This is a genomic window from Caballeronia sp. J97, from assembly GCF_905220305.1.
Lineage (GTDB): Bacteria > Pseudomonadota > Gammaproteobacteria > Burkholderiales > Burkholderiaceae > Caballeronia.
In genome coordinates this window covers 188,975-213,589 of record NZ_CAJMZL010000007.1, presented here as the reverse complement: position 1 = coordinate 213,589, position 24,615 = coordinate 188,975, and the positions used below count along the sequence as shown (strand labels likewise).

Below are 24,615 nucleotides of genomic sequence, written 5' to 3'. Positions count from 1 at the left end.
GGCGTTCGTGGGTCGGAGAAAGGATCGCCGCCCTCTCGAAGCGGAATGCTAACCGGTCGCGTCCCGCTCTCGCGAGCGCTTGCCGACAGCGCATGCGGCCCCTCGTGCAATCTGCCGCCAACATTGACGTAACCGCAAGCGAGGTCGCGCTAGTCCCACGACGCTTGCTGACAACCGTAGCGCGGCAGACCTCCTGCGCTTATTCGACGTTTCGGGCCCTGATTCGGCCTAGCCAAAAAAATCGACGAGCTCCATGTTCCGATGAGTGAAACTTGTACCAATCAACGAAATTGGTTGTAGACTAAAGTCACGACAGGATAGACGTCGCGGCGGAGTCGGTTCCGGGAAAGGAACTCGACCGGATTCGTTGGATTACAGATGCGGGACGAGGCGTCGGATGAAGTTTCCTCTAACGCTGAAGGTGAGGAACAGGCGAGGAGTTGATGATGAGAACGGACGGGCAGTCATTACGCTGGTTGGTTCACAAGTGGTTTGGCTCAGCGCCGGCAAGTGGGATCCGGGTCACTCGAACCATACCGGTGAAATCGAATCCGTTTCGAGGAGTTTGCGTCGAGACGATTCAGTCGGACCGAGACCTTGTCATTTTCTTCTTCCGTCACGACGACGGTTCGTGGAGCGTCCTTCCCCCATCTGCAAGGCGCCCGATGTTCAGTGTGTGTGTCTGAGCCAGCCGTGATTTAAGAACTTCGCATTGCTTGAGCGAAGGATTCAAACCGCGAAGACGTCAATAACGAACAAGCCTCGCTGTTCGCACGAACAAAACAGGTTTCGCGTGCATCGCGGTAAGAGTTAAGTGTTTGTGAAGACGTGTTGCCTCGATCCTAGTTTTGATCAAAAACCCCGAGGCCTACACTGAAAAAAAATGTCAGTCGGAGCGAGACGATGATAGATGTGCTTGTGATTGGAGGTGGCAACGCAGCCCTTTGCGCTGCCCTGATGGCGCGAGAAGCGGGTGCTTCAGTTCTCGTGCTCGAGGCCGCGCCAAAAGAGTGGCGTGGAGGGAATTCTCAACACACGCGTAACCTGCGCTGCATGCACGACGCACCCCAAGACGTGCTAGTCGATGCTTATCCCGAAGAAGAGTATTGGCAGGACCTTCTCAAGGTTACTGGTGGGTTGACCGATGAGAAACTCGCCCGAATTGCAATCAAAGCTTCGTCGAACTGTCGAGACTGGATGCGTGCACATGGAGTTCGATTCCAGCCACCGCTGTCTGGAGCCTTGCACGTCGCGCGAACTAACGCCTTCTTCATGGGCGGCGGTAAGGCGTTGGTGAACGCTTACTACCGTAGCGCGGAAACGCTCGGCGTTCAAATTCGCTACAACGCGCCAGTTGATTCGATCGAGCGCGATGGCGAGCGCTTCGTGGCCGCTCGAATTGGCTCTGAGCGCATTGAGGCACGTACTTGCGTGCTCGCCGCTGGCGGATTTGAATCGAATCGCGAGTGGCTGCGGGAAGCGTGGGGGCAGGTGAACGGTCAGTGGATCGCAGACAACTTCCTGATCCGGGGTACCCGCTTCAACATGGGAACCTTGCTCAAATTCATGATTGACGCGGGTGCCGATACTATCGGAGATCCGTCTCAATCGCATTGTGTGGCTATCGATGCGCGAGCGCCGCTCTACGATGGAGGCATCTGCACGCGAGTTGATTGCGTTTCGCTTGGAGTCGTCCTCAATCGAGACGGAGACCGTTTCTACGACGAAGGCGAAGATTTTTGGCCTAAACGCTATGCGATCTGGGGACGCCTCGTTGCTCAGCAACCTGGGCAAATCGCATATTCAGTGATCGATTCGAAGGCTGTGGGGCGATTCATGCCCCCTGTATTTCCCGGCACTCGAGCTCATTCGCTCCCTGAACTTGCCCGTGCGATGAAGATAGATGAAGCACGGTTCATGAACACGATCGAGTCGTATAACGCGGCGTGTCGAGTAGGGACGTTCAACCATGCCATTCTTGACGACTGCCATACCGAGAATCTAATGCCCCCGAAAACGCACTGGGCGCAACCTCTCGACAAACCTCCGTACTACGCCTACGCGCTTCGCCCAGGCATCACTTTTACCTATCTGGGGCTGAGGACTGACCCCCGCGCGGCCGTCTACTTCGACGGAACCCCGTCCGAAAATCTCTTCGTAGCAGGGGAGATGATGGCGGGCAACGTCCTCGGGAAAGGATATACGGCGGGGGTCGGTATGGCTATCGGCACCGCATTTGGCCGCATCGCAGGTACTCAGGCTGCACTCGCGGCAAGAAACGTGAAAGGGAAACATGACCATGCAATCGCTTGAAGCTTTGGCTCGAGAGGCATCTGCCCTCGCTAAGAACGAAATCATCGTTCGATCTGCTCTGTCGGAGCAAGAGAACGAAGTAAGCAGAATCATGCAGATTTGCAACGCTTGTCGCTACTGCGAGGGCTTTTGCGCCGTTTTTCCGGCTATGACTCGCAGGCTGGAATTCGATCGCTCTGACGTGCATTTTCTGGCCAATCTCTGCCACAACTGCGGTGCGTGCCTTCATTCCTGCCAATACGCACCGCCGCACGAGTTTGCAGTGAACGTGCCCAAAGCGATGGCACAAGTCCGCTTGACTACCTACGTCGACTATGCGTGGCCCTCAGCGTTCGGACGGCTTTACAAGCGTAACGGGCTGACGGTGTCGGCCGCGCTCGCGAGTGGTTTGGCGCTTTTCCTCGTGCTCGGAATGTACATGACGGCGGGATCGGTACCTGCCGCGGGTGCGAATTTTTACGCAGTTTTTCCACACAATCTCCTGGCATTGATGTTCGGCGTTGTTTTTGCCTTTGCAGCGCTGGCCTTGGGCATCGGAGTGAGACAGTTCTGGAGGAACGAAAATCCCGGCGCGCCGTCAATGTCTGCTGCGTCGGAAACCGCCGGTGACGTATTGAGCCTTCGCTATCTTGGAGGCGGCCATGGAGATGGATGCAACAACAAGGACGACGCGTACTCACTCGCACGCAGGCGTTTCCATCACTTTACCTTCTATGGATTCTTACTGTGCTTCGCCTCGACGTGCGTGGCGACCGCCTACCATTATCTCTTCAAGTGGGAGGCGCCATATGCACTCAGCAGCCTTCCGGTGTTTCTTGGATCGTTCGGCGGTATGAGCTTGCTCGCCGGAACTAGCGGACTCTTTGTCCTTAATCTGAAGCGGCACCCGCTCCATGGAGACCGTGGCCAAAGAAGTATGGATGTTGGTTTCATTGTTCTCCTGTGGTTAACCGCATTAACCGGGCTGATTCTATTGGCTCTAAGGGAAACCTCTGCGATGCCCGTATTACTCGCGGTTCATCTTGGGGTAGTCATGGCTCTTTTCGCGACCCTTCCATACGGAAAATTCGCACATGGAATCTTCCGCACGGCGGCTTTGCTGAAATGGGCAATCGAAAAGAGAAAGCCGTCTACCCTGTTGGTTGAAGATTGATTAAATGTGTAGGTTAGCAAATTAACTAGGTGTACCGCGTCGATCGATTGGGATTGTCACTCCACTATCGAACTCGGCATTCAGATGCGTGTGAATTCTTTAAATACAGGAGACTGAGTGTCTTACGGGTGCAAGTGATGTTGTTACGACATCGCAAGAGTCGCCCGAAGTCCTCAAACGAAGATCATGCCCCTCAAGACATTCCATCTTCGCGCTTCCAGCGTGAGAGGTCGTAGCCACTTATCAACGACGCTCGGTCGTTGCCGAACCGCCTTCCGATCGTTTTTGGTCGACGCAGCGGCCGGAAGCGTGTGCGATGCCGTTGTGCACTTCGATGGCATCGCCGCGTACCAGCTCTTTCTAGCGGATTTTCAGGCACCCGAGAATTCGCTGGGTCTGGAGGCGTGAGACGGTAGCTAGATCGGCGCGTAACGGCGCTTAGAAATATCTAAAAGGAGGCGTGATGTTTGGAAAAAGCCTAAACAGGGATGTCATTGGAGGCGTCTTGATGTTTGGCATTGGGATTGCAGTAGCAATACATTCAATGTCGTTACATCTAGGTTCACTCAGCCAGATGGGGCCAGGGTATTTCCCATTTGCGCTTGGTGCCATCCTGACCGTAGTCGGAATTGCGATCGCTGTGCAGGGTCGTCTCTCGTCGCCTGCTGAAGAAGGGAAAGAACACCACGGCGCGGAGTGGAAGGCCTGGTTTCTCATATGCCTCGGCGTGATGGCGTTCGTTGTCCTCGCGAGGTATTTGGGGCTCGTCGTCGCGACGTTCGCCGTCGTATTTATTTCGGCACTCGGTGATCGAAAGAACACGTGGAAATCCGCTGCGCTTCTCGCCATCGCGCTAGTTGGGGTCGCGATTGTGGTCTTCTGGTGGGCGTTGCAAATTCAGTTGCCTTTGTTCAAGTGGGGTTTCTAATGATCGCTCAGACACTTCACGACTTGTGGTTCGGCTTCAGCGTTGCGTTGCTGCCGCAGAACCTGTTCTGGTCTTTCTTCGGGGTGCTCGTCGGCAACCTGATTGGTGTGCTTCCCGGGATGGGCGCGCTGTCGGCAATCGCCATGTTGTTGCCGCTCACTTATTCGATGCATGCTGTTCCTGCGCTCTTGATGTTAGCGGGGATCTTTTACGGCTCACAGTATGGCGGCGCACTCGGCGCGATCTTGCTTAACCTTCCTTCCCATCCACCACATGCGGTGACATGCATTGATGGGTATCCGATGACCAAGCAGGGGAAGGGTGGTACGGCGCTCGGCATCACGATGGTTGCATCGTTCTTTGCGGCCTCGGTCGGCATTATCGTCATGATCTTTGCCTCCCCATTGCTTGTAAAGGTCGCCTTTGAGTTTGGGCCGACCGAAATTGTTTCGATCATGATGCTCGGACTTATCGCGGGCTCGACGATGGCACGCGGTTCTAAACTAAAGGGAATCGCGATGACGGTCTTCGGGCTCCTTTTGGGCATTGTCGGTACGGATGTCAATACTGGTATCCAACGCTTCACCTTCGGCTTTACAGAGCTTTCAGACAAAATTGAACTTGTGGCTCTTGCGATGGGTCTTTTCGGCGTTGCCGACTTCATGCTCAGTGTCAACCGAGTCGCATTCATCGGTACGCAGGCCAAAGTTCGTTTTCGCGATATGCGGCCATCGGTCAAGGAATTAAAGCAGGCGTTTTGGCCTATGGTACGCGGAACGTGCGTTGGTACCTTGTTCGGCGCGATGCCAGGCACCGGGCCGACCATCACGACGTTCATTGCGTATGCTTTAGAGAGAAAAATCGCGAAGGATCCTGACCGGTTCGGGCAAGGCGCAATCGAAGGGGTGGCGAGTCCCGAAGCGTCCACGCACGCTAAAACGCAGGTTGACTTCATTCCAACGATGACCCTTGGTATCCCCGGGGACGCAGTGATGGCATTGCTTCTTGGGGCGTTGCTGATTCAGGGGTACCAGCCGGGTCCGCAACTCATCACTGAACATGCGGATCTATTCTGGGGACTGATTGCTAGCTTCTGGATCGGAAACGTGCTTCTCCTGATCTTGAACGTGCCGATGATTGGAATTTGGGTGAAGCTGCTTCAGGTTCCGTACCGGCTGATGTATCCGTCGGCGTTGTTTTTCATTGCGATCGGGGTCTATAGCACGAACAATAGCCTGTTCGAAGTTGCCGAGGTCCTCGTGTTCGGTATCATCGGAGCCATACTGTTAGCACTCAAATTCCCCGTTGCAACGATCTTGTTGGGGTACGTACTCGGGCCAATGGTCGAGGAGAACTTTCGACGTGCGCTGCTGCTTTCAAGAGGCGATATGGGGATCTTCATTGAGCGACCCATCAGCGCGGCGTTCATGTCTGCCTGTATGCTGCTTATCGTTGGTCAAGCGTACTTCGCATGGCGCGGTGCAAGAAAGAAGAAGGGCCCGCTGGCGGACGCCGACAAACAGGCCCCGTCTCTGTCAAATACTGTTGTAGCCGAAGACTAGTCTGAGCTTCCGGAATTTCAGTTAGAAGCGATGGCCGCCGCCTGTTCTCTGTAACGTTGAGTCAAGCTCGGCGGCGAAAAAATCCTCTCAGGGGTGGGGCGCCAACCGTGTTATGTGGGAGGCGCCCTCTTTTTTTGAGCAAAGTCTATGTACTAGCAATGCGCGTTGCGATGCCAGCGGTATGGCGATCACCCAAGAGGCAGATGTGGGTCGCTCAATCTCTGTGATTGAGAGGGTCGGCGCGAGCCTCGATGTGATCCCGGGGCTCTCTGACTCGTATGAAGGGTTAAATGGTTGTCCGAACTCCGCGCACGCTACCGTTCAGAAACGCGGCTCCAGCTGCCAGACGATTGTAGTCCTCGATAAAAGTCCACTTTATACAAGATTATTTGTGGGCTTCGATGTGCCTCTCGCATGCGGTATCTGAGGAATTTTGCTCGAGAAAGCGTCGTCGGACATGGCTCTGTATCGCGAAGCCACCTGTGCTGTTGTACCATACAGCATCACAGAAATATTCGAACGGAACTTCATCCTATGATGCGCTCGGTGGAACGGATTTTGGCGGTTTTTGAGAGTTTCAGCACTGAACGAAGCAGTCTATCGCTCCAGCAGATCTCTGACCGCATTGAGCTGCCAAAGTCGACGACTTTTCGTATCGTCCAGAGCCTCGAGCAGGCAGGTTACCTCGTGCGATTGGAGGACCAGCAGTACTGTCTTTCCTTCCGGTTTACGCGCCTCGCAGGCCTTGTGAAAAGTACCCTCGGTATCCGCGAGATTGCGCGACCGTTCATGACTGATCTTGCAGAGAAGACGAAAGAGACGGTCTCGCTGCATACTGTGTCCGGACGTAACCGAATCTGTATCGAATCGATATCGACCGTTATGGCGCCATTGAGGGCGGTCGTTCAAGCAGGCGAGCAGATCCCGCTGCAGGCTGGCTCTGGGTCAAAGGTGCTGATGGCTTTTATGCCGAAGGCTGAGCTCACTCCGTTACTTGCGAGCGTAGGTAAGGCGTCAAAGCAAACTAAAGCTGAGCTCCTTGCGGAGCTTGAGCGGGTTCGCGAAGCTGGGTTTGCCGTGTCGCATGGGGAGCGGCTGATGGGAATTTCGGCAATCTCCGCGCCAATCACGGATGTCAATGAAGAGGTGCATTACTGCCTGTCCGTTGGCGCGCCTACGGTTCGAATGCAGATGCATGAGAAAGAGTTTGTGAAGCTAGTCGTGGACGCCGCATCGAGCATTTCGCGGCAATTTGGGGGGCAGGCTGAACTGTCTGTCCCTATCGACGAGCCCTGAGCGTCCACGTGGTCGTTTCAGACCTAAAATAATGAGCTAACCATCCCACCGTCCACCGGCACCGTCGCACCGGTGATGAAACCTGCTTGCATCGACGCGAGAAAAGTGACCACCCCCGTGAGTTCTTGCTGAGTTCCCATGCGCCCCAGTGGCGTAAGCTTCTTTCGTGCTTCGGCCTGTTCTGGAGTGTACGCTGCGGAACCCGCGCGGTGAGGCGTTTCGATCAGCGCGGGCGCTACGCAGTTGACCGTGATGCCTTTCGTTCCCACTTCGTTGGCCAAGTGCTTCATATAGGCGGTCACGCCCGCCCTGAAGACGGTCGAGAGACTGTGGTGCGGCATTGGCGCCTTTACAGACGCAGAGGTGACGGCGATGATTCGCCCCCAACCCCTCGTCATCATCTGTGGCGTAAGCTGACTCACCACCTGGATCGTCCCCCACAACTGGCTTTGATACGCCTCGGTCCATCGTTCCTCTTCGGTCTCTTCGACCGTGGCGCGGATGGGGTTTGGTGGGCGGCCCGTGTTGAGGACGGCGATGTCCACGCCTGAAAATTCGGTTTGTAGCCTTCGCACAAGGCTGTCGACATCACTGCGAGAGAGCATGCTGCCCGGAATCGCCAGCGCTCGGACGCCATGCTGTGCCTCAATTTCCTGCGCTATTGCCTGCAGCTTGTCCGCAGAGCGCGCAAAAAGCGCCAGATTGACCCCCTCGGCGGCTAGCGCATGTGCAATGTTTCGACCCATTCCCCCGCTCGAGGCGGTGACCAATGCCGTTTTGCCGCGTATTCCCAAATCCATAATCAGCTTGCCTCAGGTGTACGTTTTCAATAGCGTTCGCACGCTTAGCCGGTGATGAGCACTTCGTCTCCGACCACTTCGAAGCGGTGTGGCATGTCTTCGGAGACCCATTCCATGTATGCGACGAGGTCGTCAAAACGCTTGTCATCGCGCAGCAACACTTGGGGGCGATAGCGGTCATCGAAGGTCATCGGCAGAAATGAAACCCGGCCAATCCCGTTCTTTGAAACTTCTGCCTTTGCCAGCAGACCAAGAGTGCAGTCCTTCCCGTAAGGCATGAGGGGGTAGGTAGGGTCTAGGTCGGTATGGTTCCTGACAGCACCGTGCGCCCAAGCCGGCTCATTGGTCCACGAAGGAGCAGCAAAGGACTTTGTCATGGCGAAAACACCCAAGCTGTAAAAGATTACCTTTCCCTTGTAAACCTCGATAGCCTTCGGAATATGGGGTGCGTGGCACACGACCATATCGGCACCTGCGTCGATCGCCGCATGCGCCACGGTGACTTGGTAGTCGGAGATCACCCGTGGTAGGCGGATTACACCAGAGTGGAAGGCCAGGATGACTACATCAACCTGAGCGCGTAAGGCGGTGACGTCCTCAATGAGTCGCCCTAGGTCGTCAGCATTAGGTTCGGTCTGCACGCGCACAGGTTGATGCGGCCCGCGCGTTTCATAGGTCGTCTTGATCCGCACATTTGTCACGCCGGGCTTCTGAGGTCCGGCGTCACTGCCGGCCGCTCCTACCGAGGTGTAGCCCAGGTAACCGACCTTTACGCCGTTGCGCTCGACAATCGCGGGCTGGCGCGCCTCCGCGAGATTACGTCCTGCGCCCGTAACCTGGACGCCGCTTTCCATGAGCAGGTCTCTCGTATCCACAAGAGCGTCAGGTCCAGCGTCATAGCTATGGTTGTTGGACATTGTTACAGCATCGAACAGCCCTCCGGTGAAGAGCTTCGACATTTCTACGGGCTGACACACCTGCGGTGCATGGTCAGACTTGACCCCGCGAGTCGAATAGGTCCGCATACAGTTGACGAACCGGAAGTTCGCCTTCTCCAAAACCGGCTGGACCAGCTCAGTGTAGCCCTCAATCGGGTATCCCTCAGCGGGCCCATGGGTGGGTCCACAATCTCCAGCAATAACTACGGTTGAAGTGTCTGACATTGCGCCTCCTTTGATGTTCGGTCCGCTGAGACCTTCTGACCCGGTCGACGCCGAGTCTTTCCGAAAAATCCTCTTCTTCCAGTCGAAATTGTCCCACCATATGAGAGATCACGCCCTCAGGGTTTCAAGAGGGCGCTCTCAAGCGAGATCGATTCTTTGAGTTCCGTTCAATGAAACGCGTGCTGATTATAGGAACCCATGATAGCATTTTCTTGTCGGTCCACGAGTCTATCTTGTGGATCGAGGAGGCTTGGGAAGCGCAACCGGCTGCATATACGAGACATAGCGAGGACAGACATGGATAGAAGTGATCGCGGGCAAGGATGGACGAGGAGGGCTCGACTGGAAGGGAAAGTCGCGGTGGTCATTGGGGCAGGACAGGCGCCTGGGGAAGGGATCGGCAACGGCAGGGCGGCAGCCGTTCGCTTCGCGCGGGAAGGGGCGCGCGTGGTGGCCGTCGACCGGTCGATCGAGTCAGCTGAGGAAACGGCCGAGATGATCCGGGCCGAAGGTTTTGAGGCCGTTGCGTTCGGCGCGGACGTGACTCGTGAGAATGAACTTGTCCAAGCCATCTACGGCGCAAAAGAGCGGTGGGGCTCGCTGGACGTACTCCACAACAACGTCGGGGTCAGCTTGGGCGGCGGTGACGCTGATTTAATGGACATCACCGAAGACAAGTTCGACAATATATGCCGAATTAATTTGCGAGGAACGGTGTTCGCTTGCAAACACGCCGTCGCGATCATGCGTGCGCAGCGCTCGGGCTCGATTGTCAACGTGTCATCCGCCGCAGGGCCTGGGAAATATCCCTACGTGGCGTACAAGGCCACCAAAGCGGGGGTGATCGCGTTTACAGAACAACTCGCGCTGCAAAATGCGCCGTTTGGGATTCGCGCCAACTGCGTGCTGCCGGGGTTGATTGCGACACCGATGGCGGTTGAAGCTCGGGTTCGTGAATGGAGCCAGTCACGCGAGCAGGTGTTGGCGGACCGTGATGCCAAAGTACCGCTCGGGCGTCAGGGCAGCGCTTGGGATGTTGCGAACGCCGCGCTCTACCTTGCTTCTGACGAAGCGGATTTCGTCACTGGCGTTTCGCTTCTTGTCGACGGCGGCCGCATTCTGAATCGAATCTGAGTTGCCGTATTCGCCTTTTGGCGAATACGGCACAAAGCCTTACTTCGCTGAGACAATTCCCATCCAATATTGAAGTTCATTCCCGGAAGTCTCGACATCGTACTTCTGCATGAAGTCGAGACTTCCATCTTCACCTATCCGGAAAACGCTCAGGGCTGCAGGGACCTCTTTAAGTCCTGTACCAACCTCGACAGAGAGAGCCTTGATGCTCGCTGTCACGAGCAACGAGCCGCTTGGGTCACACGCGAAGGTCCGGACGTGAAAGGAATGCGTGTCGGCATGTTGCATGAGTTGCGGTTCGCCGGTAGCTTGATCAAGCACATACACTGCAATGTTGTTTTCGCCGCCCGCAAAGACCTTTTGGCCATCTTTTTCGATTGAGTGGTCGGCTCGATTGGCGACATAAACGTATCGACCGGACGGGTGAACGTGGATCGGGCCGGCAATTTGCCGCGCAGCGACGCTTTTGGAGTCTGCGAGCGTCTCTCGTGTATAAGCTGGTTCTTGTTCTATACGACCGTCAGTGATGCGGAACATATACAGGCGGTTCATACGCTCGTCAGACGCGTAAAGCCAGGGTTTGGATGGGTGGAAGTCGACATGCCGTGGCCCGAACCCATACCCTCCCCATGGCGCAGCGACGTTTCCGACATCAAGCACACCATTGCGCATTTTGAACGAGCGAAGAGCGCCGGGGTCCTCGGGCTTGTCGCCCTGTGGGTTGTTCCCTCGATCGACAATGAGTGCCGCATCTCCGGATGGAAATGTCATCACCTGGTGAGGATAGATTCCATAGTCGAGAGAGTGCGGTTGCTCAACTGCTTTGCCAATAGTCCCATCCGCGTTGATGCTATGAACGGTTATGCCGCTCATCGGATGATTGTGCGCGTTCAAGATGAACTGTCCGGTCGGGTCGACGCACATGTGGACCGCGCGCCGGTCGAGTGGCTGCGGATTGCCGTGCTGCGTCAGGGCTCCGTCTGGCCCGATGGCGAACGCACTGACGTGGTTGTAGTCCGACTTGACCCTGGGGCCACCGTTGCTGGTCGTTAGGTAGAGGTACTGGCGCGACGGATGTGGCCACGCATACTGAATTTTCGCAGGGACCTGGATGCTGCACCTTCTCTCCAGAACGCCCGAAGCAACGTCGACCTGGTATTGGGTCAGGACGTTGTCGACGGCGCTATACAAGAACACCTTCCCTGTCATGTCTCCTCCAAGAGTGTGGATCGCTCAGTTGTTTGTCAGCTGTCGGTCTCAGCAGGGGACCGTCACGGCTGGCGTGCGCAGAAACATTCTTACGAAGACGGAGTGAACATCGGGATTGACGTGCCATTCGCTGATGTTTTGAAGACGGCCTTTACGCGCTGGCCGATCTTCACCGTGTCTAAATCGACGTCGACGATGTTTGTCATCACCACAGGTCCCTCATCAAGCGCCACGTACGCAATGCAATAGGGTGCTCCCGCTCCCCGTCGAGTCACGCTGTAGGTGTAGATTTCTCCATCGCCGCTTGCATCGCTCCAGACTACATCCGAACTCCAGCAGAATGGACACAGTTGGCGGGGATAGTGATGCGGCTGCCCGCAGGAGTTGCAGCGTTTGATCAATAGCCGGCCTTCCTTTGCGGCCGCGAAATATGGCTCGTCGCCCGGATTCATCGCGGGGTCGCCAATCTTTCTTTCAGGATTCTGTGCAGTCATCTCTTCTCACTCCCGTTCCAAGATAATGGTGGCTGCTCCATGGCGATGACCAATAGCGCCGCCGATACTGGTAGCAAGCGCCAGCGCGCAATCAGGGACCTGCACCTTGGCGTGAGCTTCTCCGCGCAGTTGCCGCACTGCTTCGATGATTTTTGTCATACCGCCCCTGTTCGATGGGTGGTTGTTACAGAGACCACCGCCATCAGTGTTGAAAGGGAGCTTCCCTGAACCGGAGATCAAGTTACCGTCGGCGACAAATTTGCCGCCTTCCCCCTTCTTGCAGAAACCGAGGTCTTCGAGTTGGAGAATTACAGTGATGGTGAAGCTGTCGTAGATTGACGCATACTGGATGTCAGATGGCGACAAGCCTGCCTCTTCAAAAGCACGCGGACCGGTCCATGCTGCACCTGTGTACGTCAGGTCAATCTTCCCGCCCATCTGGTGTTTCGTTGATTCACCGCAGCCTAAAAGCTTAATCTTCGGACGGGTCAGGCTTTTAGCGATTTCGGGGCGCGCGACGATAATTGCCCCGCCGCCGTCACTCACAACGCAGGAGTCGAGACGGTGCAAAGGATCGGAAATCATCGGCGATGCCAAAACCTCGTCGACCGTTACGACGGACTGCAACATTGCTTGAGCGTTGTATTGCGCGTGGTGTGAAGCCGCAACTTTGACCCACGCGAGTTGCTCGCTAGTCGTGCCGTACTCATGCATATGACGCATCGCAGCCATTGCATATAGGTTCAACGTCACGGGGCTGTACGGGAGCTCGTAGGGCGCGTCAGGCAGGTTCACGCCGCGAACGCGAACCTGTGTTCCTGAGATTCCCTCGGAATTTGGCCGGCCCGCGAGTGTGATGAGCGCGACGTTGCATTTCCCGGCGGCAATCGCCTCCGCGGCATGAGCAACGTGGATCAAGTAGGAGCACCCTCCCATGTCCGTCGAATCGATATGCTTCAGTTGATTGAGGTTTAGGTAATTCGCCAGAGACCAGGCGTTGGCTCCTGGGGCGTCGCCGGCGCAAAAGAAGCCGTCGATATCATCTTTGGTCAATCCGGCATCTTCTATTGCGCCTTTTGCTACCTCGGCATGCAATTGGGCAACAGAGTGATTGGGTGCTTTACGTAATGGATGCTCATAGGCTCCAACGATGTAAGCCTTGCCTTTAACAGTCATACGCTCAACTCCTCTTCAACAGGTGAAGTTGCGACTCCCAGCACGCGCCTGGTGCCTGGGGGGCCTGGTCATGAACCGCTAGCACCGTGATCAAGTTTCTGTGAGTGAAACCGGTGCTGTTCTGTAAAACCAATGATACCATTGGTGGTGTGGGCGGGGTAACGTAAATGGGGAGGAGACAGAGGGGGTGGTGCTTGATGTGCTCGGGGCCGCCGGCTTCAACACGGTTTCGGTGAGAGCCTTCTCGGGCTCGTTGTCTCGTGGGCGACGACCTGCAAGTGCAGCTTTTTAATCGACACTGAGTTGCAGGGCTCGTTTTCGTCTAGCGACTGCGTTTTATACCGGCTGGTAGTGCCGGTTGTTGAGGAAAGTATGAACGCGAAATTGAACGAACTTGACGATGTTTCGGCGGATGCGCCGGCTCAGTCGGACTTTAAGGTGTGGCAGTGTGTTCTTTGCGGTTTCATTTACGACGAGGCCGAGGGTATTCCCGAGGACGGCATCCCTGCTGGCACGCGTTGGGAAGATGTGCCCGCCGACTGGCTATGCCCGGAGTGCTCGGTGGGAAAGAGTGATTTCGAAATGGTGGAGGTTTGATAGACGTGGGGCTTGCGCCGATACTTCATCATTTGATATCGAGCATTTGATTCGGGCCGCAAAAACGCCAGATCTCCGCATGCTTCCTTGTCTTGAGGATCTTCTTAAAACCACCCGCGCCGAGCATAGCGGGCAGCTCGGCGCAGGTCTCCGTCGTTCTCGCGATCCCTAAGGGCACGGGACAGGGCGCGTTCCGCGACCTTAGAATGTTCGCGTTATTGTTTTTGTATTCCGAGGTTGGTAACGACTCGGTTCACTTCTGACACTTCATTCCTAAGATACTTATTGAACTCCAGGGGCGTCATGGGAGACGTCTCAATGCCTTGACTAGCCAATCGCTCTCGAAGCGAATTATTGTTTATCGAGTCGCGCAGTGCTTCTGAAAGACGTTGAACTGCGTCTTTCGGGGTTCCGACGGGTGCGACAAGGCCCATCCAGGTGTAGAAACTATACCCGGGAGCTCCTTGCTCAGCCAAGGTTGGAACATTCGGTAGCGCCTTGAGCCTTGAGTTTGACGTAACTCCGAGGGCTCGAAGCTTACCTCCGTCCAGATAGCCCTTACTGCTGCTGTAAGCTTCGAAGATCATATTCACACGACCGCTCATCACGTCAGGCATCGCTGGTCCGTTGCCCTTGTAAGGGACGTGCAGAAGTTGCAACCCAGCCTTCTGAAGATAGAGTGCCGCCCCTAGATGTGTCCCGGTTCCGATGCCAGCCGATGCATACGAAAGCTTGCCTGGATTCGCTTTCGCGCGGCTTATGAAGTCTGAAAGGGCTTTCTCTGGTTCGCTGGTAGAGACTTCGAGAAGTAGGGGCGATCTACCGATGAACCCGATTCCGGTGAAGTCGCTCAAGAGGTTGTAGCCTGGATCCTGTCGCACCGATTGCTGATAAACCATAGTGCCCGCGGATGCTAACAGGGTGTATCCGTCGGGCCGAACCTCCTTGACGACGTTGATGCCTACCAGACCATCGCCGCCGGCCCGATTTTCGACGATGACGGACTGTTTAAGGCTGAAACTCATTTGCTGGGCAATCAGACGTGTCGTTACATCGAGCAGGCCGCCCGGACCGGTGTTCACAATGATCCGGACAGGGTGTGAAGGAAATGAATCTTCAGCGTGCACCTGGGTCGCTGAAATAAGAGAAATGCAAAAGACGTTCGCGAGATTGACTAGAAGCTTTGGCAATGGAGTCGACTCTTGAAAGGTAGATGTTTCTCAATCCCGGCGCCGGGCAGTTCGGAATTACCAGAAAAGTCCGATTCTCGAGATCAGTAGCTCTAACGTTGGCTTACCGAGGCGTCACTCTTGTTGCCGCATCTTGACACCGGCCGTGTCCTCATACATGCGAGCAAGTTGCTCAACGCTGGAGGAGCCTCCAAGCTGATTTTTTGCCTGTTCGAAGATCCCGAGGACCACATTCGGTATCAGCGTGGGCGCGCCCACTCGGCTGGCCAGCGAGGAACATGCCTTGAGATGACCGAGGAAAGAATCTATGGCAGCCCCGGATTCTGACTTGCCAGACGCAAGCGCCGGAAGAAGCGTTCGCGAAGCGTCGCTCCAACCCGAGCCTTTGTTCACAACCAGCGCTATGTCATCGAGCTTGAGCCCATACTTCAGCCCGGCGGATACGCATTCGTAGGTCACAGCTCGCCCGAGACATTCAAGACTGTTGATCAGAACATCCTCAATTGCTGGCAGGGGGTCCGTCGAACCGGCAAGGTCCGGCTTTGTCGTCTCCTTAGCCTGGGTCAGCTTGGTCGCTGCCATAGACTCGACGAGACCAACCATGTCTTCCAAACGCGCGCGATCGCCAATGGTGTTCAAACCAATCTGCAGCAGTCCGCGGGTAATGTTCATGATGGGCATCGGCACTGAGCGAGTCATGCCAAGTGACACCGCCTGATTGACATCCTTCAGCATCAGCGAGAGGGCGAAGTTGGTCGACTCCTTTCCTTCGACCAGAGCCGGAAGCATCTTCAAAGTCGTTTGATTGCGAGCAGGTTCCCGGTTCAAGAATTCACTCAGATATGCGAGCGAAAGACCGGCCTTCACTCCCAGAGCGGCGATCTCCAAAGTGCCAAGGCGACAGGCCGCGTTCATCGCATTGTTGACCATCTTCATGGCTTGTCCGTCGCCAACGCGAGTGCCGCAGCGGAAGATTGTTTCAGTGATGGTTCGAAGCGCTGGAAGAGCCTTCTCAACTACATCGTCGGGACCCGAAACCATGAGTGTTGCGCCACCGCTGGCAACAATGGATGGAGAAGCCGATACAGCGGCATCGATCATGCCAACGTCTTGACGAGCAAGAAGCTCTGCAATTTCTCGAGTCTCCTCGGGAACACCGCTGGTCTGATCGATAACAACTTTTCCGGCCGAAAGTCCTTCGGCTAACCCGCCAGGCCCGAAAATCAGTTCTCTTACATCAGAGCTTCGTGGAAGGCAAAGAAGGATCACGTCGCTCTCAGAGGCGAGCGCGGCCGCCGACGGAGCGACCTTCGCGCCCGCCTCAGCGAATGCCGTTGCAGCGTTCGCATTCAAATCCCACACGCAGAGCTCGTGCGCTGATAAAAATCGACGTGCCAGTTGACCGCCTAGCGCTCCCAGTCCGATGTAACCAATCTTCATCTTGCGTCGCCTCCCTAGTCGTTTGCCTATCTTTTCTACAGAACCCGCCTTCGTGGGCCGAGATCAAACGCCGGCGGAAGTGTATCGGGTGTATGCGAATCATCGTAGCACGCATTCTACTCATCAGTATCGATTCCATACAATGAAACCAAAAATGAAAGGGGCACTCTGATGTCGTCGCGCTTACGGTTTCGATGAGTGGAACGGATTCCATTTACATTGACGTAGAAGCGCCCCGGATATAAAGTTGATGCAAGATTTCGTGGCGGCGCCAACCGTTGTATAGGACAGGGGGTTAACCCTTTGTTCGTTCAGCTGTGGCGAACGCGAAGTTGACATTCACAAAACTTAGGAGACGACCCACCATGCGGCATTCGACAATCTTTCAGACCGAGCGTTGACCGAAGGCCTCCGTACGCTCGCCCGCTGCATGCTGTTCAACGCAGTGGACAGCCAGGCGCGGGCCCTTTGCCTTTCGTGTCAAATGAGAACACCCTTGTGAACACAGACCAGTACGCACGATAACTGGCGGGATGGAGCAGACCATGGAGCAATCAGTACAGCCCCCTGTACAGGGTTGGAGCGGTGATCAGCCTGCTGAGGCATCGGCGACTGACAAGGAGGTGAAGGCAGCGTATCGGAAGGTCACCCTGAGACTTGTTCCGTTCTTATTTCTTTGTTGGGTAGTTAACTACATTGACCGGGTGAACCTCGGGTTCGCGAAGATTCCGCTGTCGAGAGATCTCGCGCTCTCGGACGCAGCCTACGGATTGGGGGTAGGGTTATTTTCGATCGGCTACGTCCTGTTTGAAGTTCCGAGCAACCTGATGTTGGAGCGAACCGGTGCGCGGCTCACCATGGCGCGAATTATGTTCCTGTGGGGCTGCATCACTTGCTTGATGATGTTCATACAGACGAGCACGCAGTTCTACATCGCCCGAATTGCGCTTGGAGCTGCCGAAGCCGGCTTCTACCCTGGTCTATTGCTCTATCTCACCTATTGGTTTCCGTCCGCTCGTCGCGCACGCATCACGTCGCGCTTCTTGCTCGCAATTGCGGTATCAGGAATGATTGGAGGACCCTTGGCCGGTTGGATCCTCAACACGTTCGTCGACGTTGGCGGACTTCGTAACTGGCAATGGCTGTTCTTGCTTGAAGGGATACCCGCAGTCCTGCTCGGGGTCTTCGCTTACTTTTATCTCGATGATAAACCCGATCAGGCAAAATGGCTGACGGACACCGAGCGCAAGATTATCTTGGATAACATCCAAGCGGATCGCGCATTCAAAGGCAAGCCTGTTCATTCCGGCCTGGTCGCGGTTCTTCGCGACCCACGCGTCTATGTGGTCGTGCTCGCATCGTTGGTTACGCCGATGCTGGGCATCGTTATGAATTATTGGACGCCCACTATCATTCATCGAGCAGGTGTCACCAACATCCTGCACCTATCTCTACTTTCTGCGATTCCCTCCGTTATTGGTGCGATTGGGATGATTGTCATTGCCCGACACTCCGACCACCGCGTCGAGCGCCGCTGGCATTACCTGTTCTCGATTTCCATTGGGGCAGTGGGGCTCGTCCTGCTTCCGAGTGTGGTCCACAGCCCGGTCTTGACAATCGGCTGCCTTTCGCTGCTGGCAATCGCATATTACGCGGGTAGCACAATGTTCTGGACGATTCCCCCCGCGTACTTCCCGGCAGCATCTGTTGCGGCCGGCATCGCGTTGATGAGCAGCCTAGGACAGGCAGGTTCACTGCTGACACCGACCTGGCTGGGCTGGCTGATGACCAATACTCATAGCATCGCCATCGGGCTATACACCATTGCAGCAATCGCACTTGCCGGTGGCTTCATCATCGTCTTGGGGGTGCCGGCTTCCAAGCTGAGGGAACGGCGTGATGAGTCCGTGTAGCAGCTAGGCTTGGCGCTGCCCAAGAGAAAATTGAATCTTGTCCTCTCGAGTTTAACAATGACTGAACCAACCGCTCCTACAAACCACGTTACCTCTGAGCCGATCGGATTTATCGGCCTGGGGGCGATGGGCGCCCCAATGGCGTGTCATCTTGCGGCGCTCGGATACTCATTGCTTGTGTACGACACCAACGTAGCGGCCGTCGCTTCGGTCGTCGAGCGAGGTGCGGAATCGATGACGTCAGCCAAAGCGATTGCCGATCGTGCCCCAATCGTGTTGACTTGCTTGCCGTCCTTGCCGGCCATCAAGGAAGTTGTCTTTGGAAAAGAAGGTGTTTCGAAAGGCGGCGCCGCACGTATTCTGGTCGATTTCTCGACGACCGGGGCACGATTCGCTCAAGATCTCGCAGCGGATCTGAAGTCCTTCGAAATCGACCTGCTTGACTCTCCTATCACAGGCAACGTGACAACGGCGGGGAATGGCAAGCTCGGAATCATGTGTTCTGGGCCCGCGCGCGCGTTCGAACGTGTCTCTCCCATTATGCGAGACCTGGCGAGCCTCGAGGTGCTGTATCTAGGTGAGGAGACCGGAAAGGCTCAGACGCTCAAACTTCTCAATAACTCGCTGTCGGCCACCGGTATGGCGTCCGCCTGCGAAGCGTTCATTTTGGGCGTCAAGGGCGGACTAAACCCTCAACGGATGCTTGAAATCATCAACTCAGGCGACGCAAGCAGTAGTGCGACCCGAAATAAGTTCGCACGGTCGGTGTTGCCGCGTAAGTTCGATTTTGGAGCCCGCATGGCCATTACGGCCAAGGACATTTCACTGACGGTCGAAGAGGCTCAAAATCGCGGGGTTCCGATGTGGGTTGCACAAACCGTGCAGCAAGTCTGGAAGTATGCGGCAACGCAGGGGGGAGCGGACCGCGACGGAACTTCGCTTATTGCCTATCTTGAGCCGTGGTCTGGGGTCGAGGTGGCGAGCCGCGGAGAGGCCATCTCCTGCGAGCGGGCGGTTTCGGTGAGCGCAACCTTCGTTCCCCATATTCTTATATGTGACGAATCCGAGGCTGAGCCTATTTCTCTTCGATTGCGTGCCCAGGGATTTAAAGTCGAGATACCGCACGGTGAGGCAGGGGCGGCACAACCTACGACTGTGCCAGCTCGATCTTTCGGGACGTGCGTCTTGATCGGCGTGAAGGAAAGTGACGAACAGTACCTTGTTGTGAAGCGCATTCGCCAAGCAGCCGGCGAAGGCTGTGTTGTCATCAACACTCGAGCAATGCCTGTAGCCGAATCCACTCGTTTTCACCAGCAGACACGAGAGCTCGGCCTCAAATGCGTTGACGGCTTGCACACTGGATCGTCCCATGAGCGTCGATCGGGCGAAGGGGTAATCATCGTCGGCGGCGCAGCCGCTGCCATCGACGCAGTAGCGCCGTTGCTGGCCGCGTTGAGTCGTCGAGTGTTTGTGATCTCGGAGCGGCCAGGGGACGCCCAGTTGATGCACATGATTCACGCGTCGTTGTTTGCGACACTTCTTGTCGTTACGTCCGAGGCATTCGTCGCAGGGGCCAAGGCTGGCCTGACTCCGTTGCAAATGAGGACGATTATGGGCATCGAGACCGGAAGAAACGCCGCGAGTGCTCGGATCCTCCCAGAGCAGGTAGCGACTCGCCGCTTTGACTATGGGTTGACTCTCGCACAGGCTAGGCGCCACCTGACTATGGCAACGGATGCGGCACGTCAACTGGGTGTTACAACGTGGATTTTCGACAAGGTCTTGGGAGTCTATGGCCTCGTTTGCAGTGGCGGACATTCCCCTGAAGACGTGAGTTCCATCGCGAAGCAGTACGAGTCCTGGGCGCAAGTCAAGGTCGAAACCGTCGATCGCGCACAGCAGGCCGCGTAGAAACGTTTTTGTCAGCGAGTATCTCTAGTCGTCGAAGTGCCGGGGCGGTGAAGCGAAGCTTCTGCCGGTCCGACGGTCGACAGCCAGCGACAGCATTGAACAAAAGAGAGGTTCCGGAGTGACGACGCAGAACGAGACTGAAACTATTCCAGCGACAGTGGTGGATTTTCGGGGCAATAACCATCGAGATCTCGAAGCGCTGGATGCCTGGACGAAGCGACGCGTCGAAGAAGCCCTAGAGCCTGAGCTTCCTATCATCGACCCGCATCACCATATTTGGAATGACGAGCGCGGGCGCTATCTTGCGGACGAACTGCTCGCTGACATAGGAACGGGCCACCGAATCGAGGCGACCGTGTACATGCAGTTCAAAGCGAACTACCGTGAGACCGGTCCAGAGTCGATGCGCCCAGTTGGTGAAGTTGAGTTCGCTAGCATGTTTGCCGATGCATGCGCAACCGAGCGACCGGAAGGCCCCAAGTTGTGCGCCGGAATTGTCGGGCATGCAGATCTTCTGCTCGGAAGCGATGTGCAAGCTGTACTCGATACGATGCTTGAGGCGGGTCGCGGCCGCTTGCGCGGGATCCGGCACGGTGCAACGTTTGATTCGGGACAGGCCGGATTTGGGCGCGCGTTCGCCCGTCCTCACGTTCTTCTGGATTCCAACTTCCGAGAAGGATTCGCGAGGCTCGCGCCACTGAACCTATCATTCGATGCGTGGATTTTCTATCCCCAATTACCAGATCTGATAAGCCTTTTGCGCGAGTTTCCGAATACGAATGTCATCCTTGACCACGCGGGTGGCATTCTCGGCGTTCCGCCGCATGTGAATCGTCCCGAGGTGTTCTCGACTTGGCGCGCGTACATCCAGCAGCTTTCGCAGCATCCAAATTTGACGGTCAAGATCGGTGGGCTCGGGATGCTCTACTGCGGCTGGAACTATCATCTGTATTCGGAACCCCCGACATCCGAAGCACTAGCCGCAACTTGGAGACCGTACATTGAGACCTGTATCGAATTCTTCGGCCCTGAACGTTGCATGTTCGAGAGCAACTTTCCGGTCGATAAGCAAACCTGCGGATACGGTGTGCTTTGGAATGCCTTCAAGCGCGTAACGCGACACTACTCCGAATCTGAGAAGCGCGCGCTTTATCGAGACAATGCAGCTCGGATCTATCGGCTTCAGTAGGGGTTCAGAACCTCCGGTGAGGTGCAATACCTGTTAATCGGAGCTTCGGTTGTTATGTGGAACGCGTTATGCCGCGAGCTTCACCGCCGCGTAAATTCAATCGGTGCGCTCATAAGGGAGTCGCTTGAGGAAACCTACCAAAGATTTTCGCAGCGACTTTTCTTCACCCGCAGCTCAGCTACGAGCAGGAATGTCTAGCTGGATATGTCGTTCGCGCCAACGTACTTGCCCGACTTTGCCCGCTCGGACCTGTTCATGGGCGTTTTCGTTTCGAGAATCGAGCGCTGCGTGCGCTCAGGAATGTCGACCGAGGCGGCAGGACTAGGACCGCTGTGACACAGGCGGCGTGGCCGAACACAAGCAGTCGTTGAACCGCTCAAGTAGAAATGCGAGTCCCGTCCAGCCTCGCTCCTCGATCAGCGCTCGGGTTCGAGGGTGCGCGCTCGCAAAAAACATCTTAAAACGCGGTCCCCTTCAGGGCCGCCGACAGCGTTTCCACACCATATCCGAGCCTCGATCGGTTGTCCGTAATCTACGGCCTCACCGAATTTCTAAGTTGCACTCAGTGAAACGCGTTCCTTTTTCGTTGACACCGCGGTGCCATCGACGTACAGTCGATTCTGACGCTGCCGAGATTGCACGGCACCGATACCTTCCAGCAAATTCGCAGAGATGTGGGAGCGCTAATTAACAATGAGTGAATATCTCTCTCTCCGTTACGCCAACTTCATAACGGAATCGAATATTGAGCACTTGCCGCCAGACGCGGTCGACTACGGGAAGATGCTTCTGGCAAGTACACTCGCCAGCGCGGCATTGGGATCAACTCTCGATTCGAGCAAGCTCATCAGGTCGCTTGAGCTGAGCAGAGGGGGAGCGTCAGAGAGTTCGGCGTGGTTCGGCAAGTGGGAGCATTTGCCAGTGGTGGCAAGTGCTAGGTTGAACGCGCTAATGAGCGACGCCGCTGCGTCTGACGATAGCGACCTTCGTAACATCGTGCATAGTGGCACCCAAGCATGCGCCGCGGCGATGGCAGTGGGAGAAGCGCGCGGAGCATCGGGCGCCGAAATCGTTGAGGCGATCGTTGTTGGGTATGAGGTCGCTGGCAACATCAACACTGCAATGATTGGCGGGTTGCAGCGCAAGGGTTTCCACGGGTGCGTTGTTGCGACTTTTGCGGCGGCGGCAGCGGCCGCGCGTTTGCTTAACCTGAGTCGAGACGCTGCTGCGCACGCGTTATCGCTGGCCGCCACTTCCATGGGCGGCCTGCACGCTGCGGCAGCGACAAGTCTTGCTCGTGAATACCACGCTGGCAATGCGGCAATGATGGGCGTCTACAGCGCTCAGGCGGCCGGGCTGGGATACGAGGCAGAGCTCGGCACATTCGAAATGAAGCGAGGTTTCTTCGAGACTCTGGGTGGGGGGCACGATGCCAACGCCGTGATCGACCAGTTGGGAAGTAAGTGGAGCATTTTGACTGAACTCGGAATCAAGATGGTCCCGGGCGGCTCCCCTTTTCATGCGGTGGCAGAAGCGGCGGCCCTCGCCGCAAGAGAAGGAGACTTGGATGTGACTGACATCCACCACATCTCATTCACGTTGCCCGACTACCCATTTCCCGGACCAAAGAATCCAACCGATCTAATTGGCATCGCACATAGTCCTTTCTACTTTGCTGCGGCCGGCGCAGCGGACCATGACTACAGTTGGCCGCATGCATTCCCCGAAAAGATTGCTGACCCCCGCATTAGATCTCTGTTCGATCGGGTTACGCGGGTCGACTACGACGTCCCGGATAAGAATCTGTACAAAAGCGGCGCTATCGTCAAGATTGAGACCAATGACGGTGGTGTTATTGAGCGGTCGGTCCGCTTTCCGAAGGGCGCTGCTGTACGCGGCATCGAATGGGATCAGGTCGAATCTAAATATAGGTCGCTCATGCCATACGGAGGTGCCGACGTGGACGCGATTGATAGAAGCTTTCGACTGATACGAGGGCTGACCGCGGTTGAGGACATTAAGGATTTGGTCAATATGCTAAAAAACGAATAAGAAGATTCTGAAATCCGTTGGTTGTCGCCTGCATCAAATAGAGCGAGTCTTCGGGAAGAGATGCAGGCGGAAGAAGTACAGTAAGTGAAACACAAAACAAGATTAGGAGACGGATAATGACTAGGTTGAAAACACTTATCTCTGGGATGATCCTTTCGGCAACTGTAGCCGCGCCCTTCGGCGCATGGGCGGCCGATGACTTTCCGACACGCTCCATCCGAGTGATTGTGCCTGTCTCTGCCGGCGGCTGGGGAGACGTCACCACTCGTGTTATTTGCCAGCGGCTTGGGGAAATCCTCGGGCAATCGATCATTGTTGACAATCGCACCGGTGCGGGCGGCCTTGTGGGAATCCGTTACACCAAGGAGCAGCCGGCAGATGGATACACCTTGATGTCGACAGGAAGCACGTTGGCGATTCAGCAGTCCCTCAATAAAGAACCCGGCTACGACGCACTGAAAGACTTCGTTGACGTCGGAACGATGGTCCGCTCACCGGCGTTGATCGTAACGAGCAGCAAGTCAAGCTACAAGTCTCTTTCAGACTTGCTCAAGGACGCGAAGGAAAAGCCCGGCTCAATCAGCTATGGCTCTGCCGGCGTCGGCACAACGACACACATCGCAGCAGCGATGTTGTTGAAGGATGCGGGCGTACAGATGCAACACGTTCCCTACAAAGGAAATGGTGCCGCCATGCCTGATGTAATCGCAGGACGAGTCAGCTTTCTGATTGACGCATACGGCAGTAGTCAGCCCGGTTTGAGCGGCGGTTTGCTGCGAGCCCTGGCTGTCACGTCCGACGCACCGATTGGTGTGCTTCCGAATCTTCCGACTGCCGCGCAACAGGGTGTTCCTGGCTACAGCTATTACTACTGGTTGGGGCTCTTTGCACCGGCGGGTACTCCTCCCGATAGGGTGAAGAAACTATCCGACGCGTTAGCCAAGACATTAAACGATCCGAAAATCAAGGCCAGATTGCAGTCAGAGGGAACGGAGCCGTACTATGCGTCGCCTTCAGAATCCGAGGCGTTCTTGAAAAAGGATTTGGGAGCTACAAGTCAAGTCATTAAGGAAACGGGTATTCCGAAGCAGTAAA

19 protein-coding genes are annotated in these 24,615 nt (G+C 55.9%); 12 read left to right on the top strand and 7 right to left on the bottom strand.

The genetic code is table 11. The features are described from left to right. Nucleotides 1–903 precede the first annotated feature (903 nt). The 5 genes from tcuA to U4Y90_RS13035 all read left to right on the top strand — a co-directional run bounded on the left by tcuA (nucleotide 904) and on the right by U4Y90_RS13035 (nucleotide 7,252). Nucleotides 904–2,313, top strand: a complete 1,410-nt coding sequence (tcuA, locus tag U4Y90_RS13055) for an FAD-dependent tricarballylate dehydrogenase TcuA (RefSeq protein WP_321794984.1) — start codon at nucleotides 904–906, stop codon at nucleotides 2,311–2,313. Continuing rightward, the gene (gene tcuB, locus U4Y90_RS13050; protein ID WP_321794983.1) at nucleotides 2,300–3,466 is read left to right on the top strand and encodes a tricarballylate utilization 4Fe-4S protein TcuB; all 1,167 of its coding nucleotides are present in this window, start codon (nucleotides 2,300–2,302) and stop codon (nucleotides 3,464–3,466) included. The genes tcuA and tcuB overlap by 14 nt, the downstream gene beginning before the upstream one ends. A 463-nt stretch (nucleotides 3,467–3,929) precedes the next feature. Next, nucleotides 3,930–4,394 carry a tripartite tricarboxylate transporter TctB family protein gene (locus U4Y90_RS13045; protein WP_321794982.1) on the top strand — a complete coding sequence of 155 codons (465 nt, stop codon included), beginning with the start codon at nucleotides 3,930–3,932 and terminating at the stop codon, nucleotides 4,392–4,394. Then, the gene (locus tag U4Y90_RS13040; protein WP_321794981.1) at nucleotides 4,394–5,956 is read left to right on the top strand and encodes a tripartite tricarboxylate transporter permease; all 1,563 of its coding nucleotides are present in this window, start codon (nucleotides 4,394–4,396) and stop codon (nucleotides 5,954–5,956) included. Before U4Y90_RS13045 ends, U4Y90_RS13040 begins: the two co-directional genes overlap by 1 nt. A gap of 534 nt (nucleotides 5,957–6,490) precedes the next feature. Continuing rightward, nucleotides 6,491–7,252, top strand: a complete 762-nt coding sequence (locus U4Y90_RS13035) for an IclR family transcriptional regulator (RefSeq protein ID WP_321794980.1) — start codon at nucleotides 6,491–6,493, stop codon at nucleotides 7,250–7,252. 23 nt (nucleotides 7,253–7,275) lie between these two features. Here the strand turns inward: U4Y90_RS13035 and U4Y90_RS13030 are convergent, their stop codons facing one another. Together U4Y90_RS13030 and U4Y90_RS13025 are read right to left on the bottom strand one after the other, a co-directional pair. Further along, on the bottom strand, nucleotides 7,276–8,052 hold the full coding sequence (locus U4Y90_RS13030; RefSeq protein ID WP_213232261.1) for an SDR family oxidoreductase: 777 nt from the start codon (nucleotides 8,050–8,052) through the stop codon (nucleotides 7,276–7,278). Nucleotides 8,053–8,096: 44 nt separating this feature from the next. Further along, nucleotides 8,097–9,215 (bottom strand): CapA family protein, encoded by a 1,119-nt coding sequence (locus U4Y90_RS13025; RefSeq protein ID WP_321794979.1) that lies wholly within the window; start codon nucleotides 9,213–9,215, stop codon nucleotides 8,097–8,099. 297 nt (nucleotides 9,216–9,512) lie between these two features. On the opposite strand from U4Y90_RS13025, the gene U4Y90_RS13020 reads away from it, so the two are divergent. Next, nucleotides 9,513–10,349, top strand: a complete 837-nt coding sequence (locus U4Y90_RS13020; RefSeq protein WP_321794978.1) for an SDR family NAD(P)-dependent oxidoreductase — start codon at nucleotides 9,513–9,515, stop codon at nucleotides 10,347–10,349. 39 nt (nucleotides 10,350–10,388) lie between these two features. Here U4Y90_RS13020 and U4Y90_RS13015 read toward each other — a convergent pair whose 3' ends face one another. From U4Y90_RS13015 to U4Y90_RS13005, 3 genes are all read right to left on the bottom strand, one after another. Then, nucleotides 10,389–11,558: a lactonase family protein gene (locus U4Y90_RS13015; RefSeq protein ID WP_321794977.1), complete on the bottom strand. Its 1,170-nt coding sequence runs from the start codon at nucleotides 11,556–11,558 to the stop codon at nucleotides 10,389–10,391. A gap of 89 nt (nucleotides 11,559–11,647) precedes the next feature. Then, nucleotides 11,648–12,052, bottom strand: coding sequence for a Zn-ribbon domain-containing OB-fold protein (locus tag U4Y90_RS13010; protein WP_106854497.1), 405 nt, complete (start codon nucleotides 12,050–12,052; stop codon nucleotides 11,648–11,650). Nucleotides 12,053–12,058: 6 nt separating this feature from the next. Then, nucleotides 12,059–13,228, bottom strand: coding sequence for a thiolase domain-containing protein (locus tag U4Y90_RS13005; protein WP_321794976.1), 1,170 nt, complete (start codon nucleotides 13,226–13,228; stop codon nucleotides 12,059–12,061). Nucleotides 13,229–13,666: 438 nt separating this feature from the next. Between U4Y90_RS13005 and U4Y90_RS13000 the strand changes: the two genes are divergently transcribed. Continuing rightward, the gene (locus U4Y90_RS13000) at nucleotides 13,667–13,825 is read left to right on the top strand and encodes a rubredoxin (RefSeq protein WP_225936536.1); all 159 of its coding nucleotides are present in this window, start codon (nucleotides 13,667–13,669) and stop codon (nucleotides 13,823–13,825) included. A gap of 215 nt (nucleotides 13,826–14,040) precedes the next feature. Here the strand turns inward: U4Y90_RS13000 and U4Y90_RS12995 are convergent, their stop codons facing one another. Together U4Y90_RS12995 and U4Y90_RS12990 are read right to left on the bottom strand one after the other, a co-directional pair. After that, nucleotides 14,041–15,015 (bottom strand): tripartite tricarboxylate transporter substrate binding protein, encoded by a 975-nt coding sequence (locus U4Y90_RS12995; RefSeq protein ID WP_321794974.1) that lies wholly within the window; start codon nucleotides 15,013–15,015, stop codon nucleotides 14,041–14,043. 114 nt (nucleotides 15,016–15,129) lie between these two features. Beyond that, nucleotides 15,130–16,455: an NAD(P)-binding domain-containing protein gene (locus U4Y90_RS12990; RefSeq protein ID WP_321794973.1), complete on the bottom strand. Its 1,326-nt coding sequence runs from the start codon at nucleotides 16,453–16,455 to the stop codon at nucleotides 15,130–15,132. Nucleotides 16,456–17,000: 545 nt separating this feature from the next. Here U4Y90_RS12990 and U4Y90_RS12985 point away from each other — a divergent pair. From U4Y90_RS12985 to U4Y90_RS12965, 5 genes are all read left to right on the top strand, one after another. Next, on the top strand, nucleotides 17,001–18,368 hold the full coding sequence (locus U4Y90_RS12985) for an MFS transporter (protein WP_321794972.1): 1,368 nt from the start codon (nucleotides 17,001–17,003) through the stop codon (nucleotides 18,366–18,368). Nucleotides 18,369–18,425: 57 nt separating this feature from the next. Continuing rightward, nucleotides 18,426–20,279, top strand: a complete 1,854-nt coding sequence (locus U4Y90_RS12980; RefSeq protein ID WP_321794971.1) for an NAD-binding protein — start codon at nucleotides 18,426–18,428, stop codon at nucleotides 20,277–20,279. 118 nt (nucleotides 20,280–20,397) lie between these two features. Continuing rightward, on the top strand, nucleotides 20,398–21,468 hold the full coding sequence (locus U4Y90_RS12975; protein ID WP_321794970.1) for an amidohydrolase family protein: 1,071 nt from the start codon (nucleotides 20,398–20,400) through the stop codon (nucleotides 21,466–21,468). A 693-nt stretch (nucleotides 21,469–22,161) separates the two neighbouring features. Next, nucleotides 22,162–23,520, top strand: coding sequence for an MmgE/PrpD family protein (locus tag U4Y90_RS12970; RefSeq protein ID WP_321794969.1), 1,359 nt, complete (start codon nucleotides 22,162–22,164; stop codon nucleotides 23,518–23,520). Nucleotides 23,521–23,636: 116 nt separating this feature from the next. Next, nucleotides 23,637–24,614, top strand: a complete 978-nt coding sequence (locus tag U4Y90_RS12965; RefSeq protein ID WP_321794968.1) for a Bug family tripartite tricarboxylate transporter substrate binding protein — start codon at nucleotides 23,637–23,639, stop codon at nucleotides 24,612–24,614. Nucleotide 24,615 lies beyond the last annotated feature (1 nt).

What these genes read in the sequence shown, in the direction of transcription:
- tcuA (WP_321794984.1), top strand. Translation starts at nt 904, where the DNA reads ATGATAGATGTGCTTGTGATTGGAGGTGGCAACGCAGCCCTTTGCGCT.
- tcuB (WP_321794983.1), top strand. Translation starts at nt 2,300, where the DNA reads ATGCAATCGCTTGAAGCTTTGGCTCGAGAGGCATCTGCCCTCGCTAAG.
- U4Y90_RS13045 (WP_321794982.1), top strand. Translation starts at nt 3,930, where the DNA reads ATGTTTGGAAAAAGCCTAAACAGGGATGTCATTGGAGGCGTCTTGATG.
- U4Y90_RS13040 (WP_321794981.1), top strand. Translation starts at nt 4,394, where the DNA reads ATGATCGCTCAGACACTTCACGACTTGTGGTTCGGCTTCAGCGTTGCG.
- U4Y90_RS13035 (WP_321794980.1), top strand. Translation starts at nt 6,491, where the DNA reads ATGATGCGCTCGGTGGAACGGATTTTGGCGGTTTTTGAGAGTTTCAGC.
- U4Y90_RS13030 (WP_213232261.1), bottom strand. Translation starts at nt 8,052, where the DNA reads ATGGATTTGGGAATACGCGGCAAAACGGCATTGGTCACCGCCTCGAGC.
- U4Y90_RS13025 (WP_321794979.1), bottom strand. Translation starts at nt 9,215, where the DNA reads ATGTCAGACACTTCAACCGTAGTTATTGCTGGAGATTGTGGACCCACC.
- U4Y90_RS13020 (WP_321794978.1), top strand. Translation starts at nt 9,513, where the DNA reads ATGGATAGAAGTGATCGCGGGCAAGGATGGACGAGGAGGGCTCGACTG.
- U4Y90_RS13015 (WP_321794977.1), bottom strand. Translation starts at nt 11,558, where the DNA reads ATGACAGGGAAGGTGTTCTTGTATAGCGCCGTCGACAACGTCCTGACC.
- U4Y90_RS13010 (WP_106854497.1), bottom strand. Translation starts at nt 12,052, where the DNA reads ATGACTGCACAGAATCCTGAAAGAAAGATTGGCGACCCCGCGATGAAT.
- U4Y90_RS13005 (WP_321794976.1), bottom strand. Translation starts at nt 13,228, where the DNA reads ATGACTGTTAAAGGCAAGGCTTACATCGTTGGAGCCTATGAGCATCCA.
- U4Y90_RS12990 (WP_321794973.1), bottom strand. Translation starts at nt 16,455, where the DNA reads ATGAAGATTGGTTACATCGGACTGGGAGCGCTAGGCGGTCAACTGGCA.
- U4Y90_RS12985 (WP_321794972.1), top strand. Translation starts at nt 17,001, where the DNA reads ATGGAGCAATCAGTACAGCCCCCTGTACAGGGTTGGAGCGGTGATCAG.
- U4Y90_RS12980 (WP_321794971.1), top strand. Translation starts at nt 18,426, where the DNA reads ATGACTGAACCAACCGCTCCTACAAACCACGTTACCTCTGAGCCGATC.
- U4Y90_RS12970 (WP_321794969.1), top strand. Translation starts at nt 22,162, where the DNA reads ATGAGTGAATATCTCTCTCTCCGTTACGCCAACTTCATAACGGAATCG.
- U4Y90_RS12965 (WP_321794968.1), top strand. Translation starts at nt 23,637, where the DNA reads ATGACTAGGTTGAAAACACTTATCTCTGGGATGATCCTTTCGGCAACT.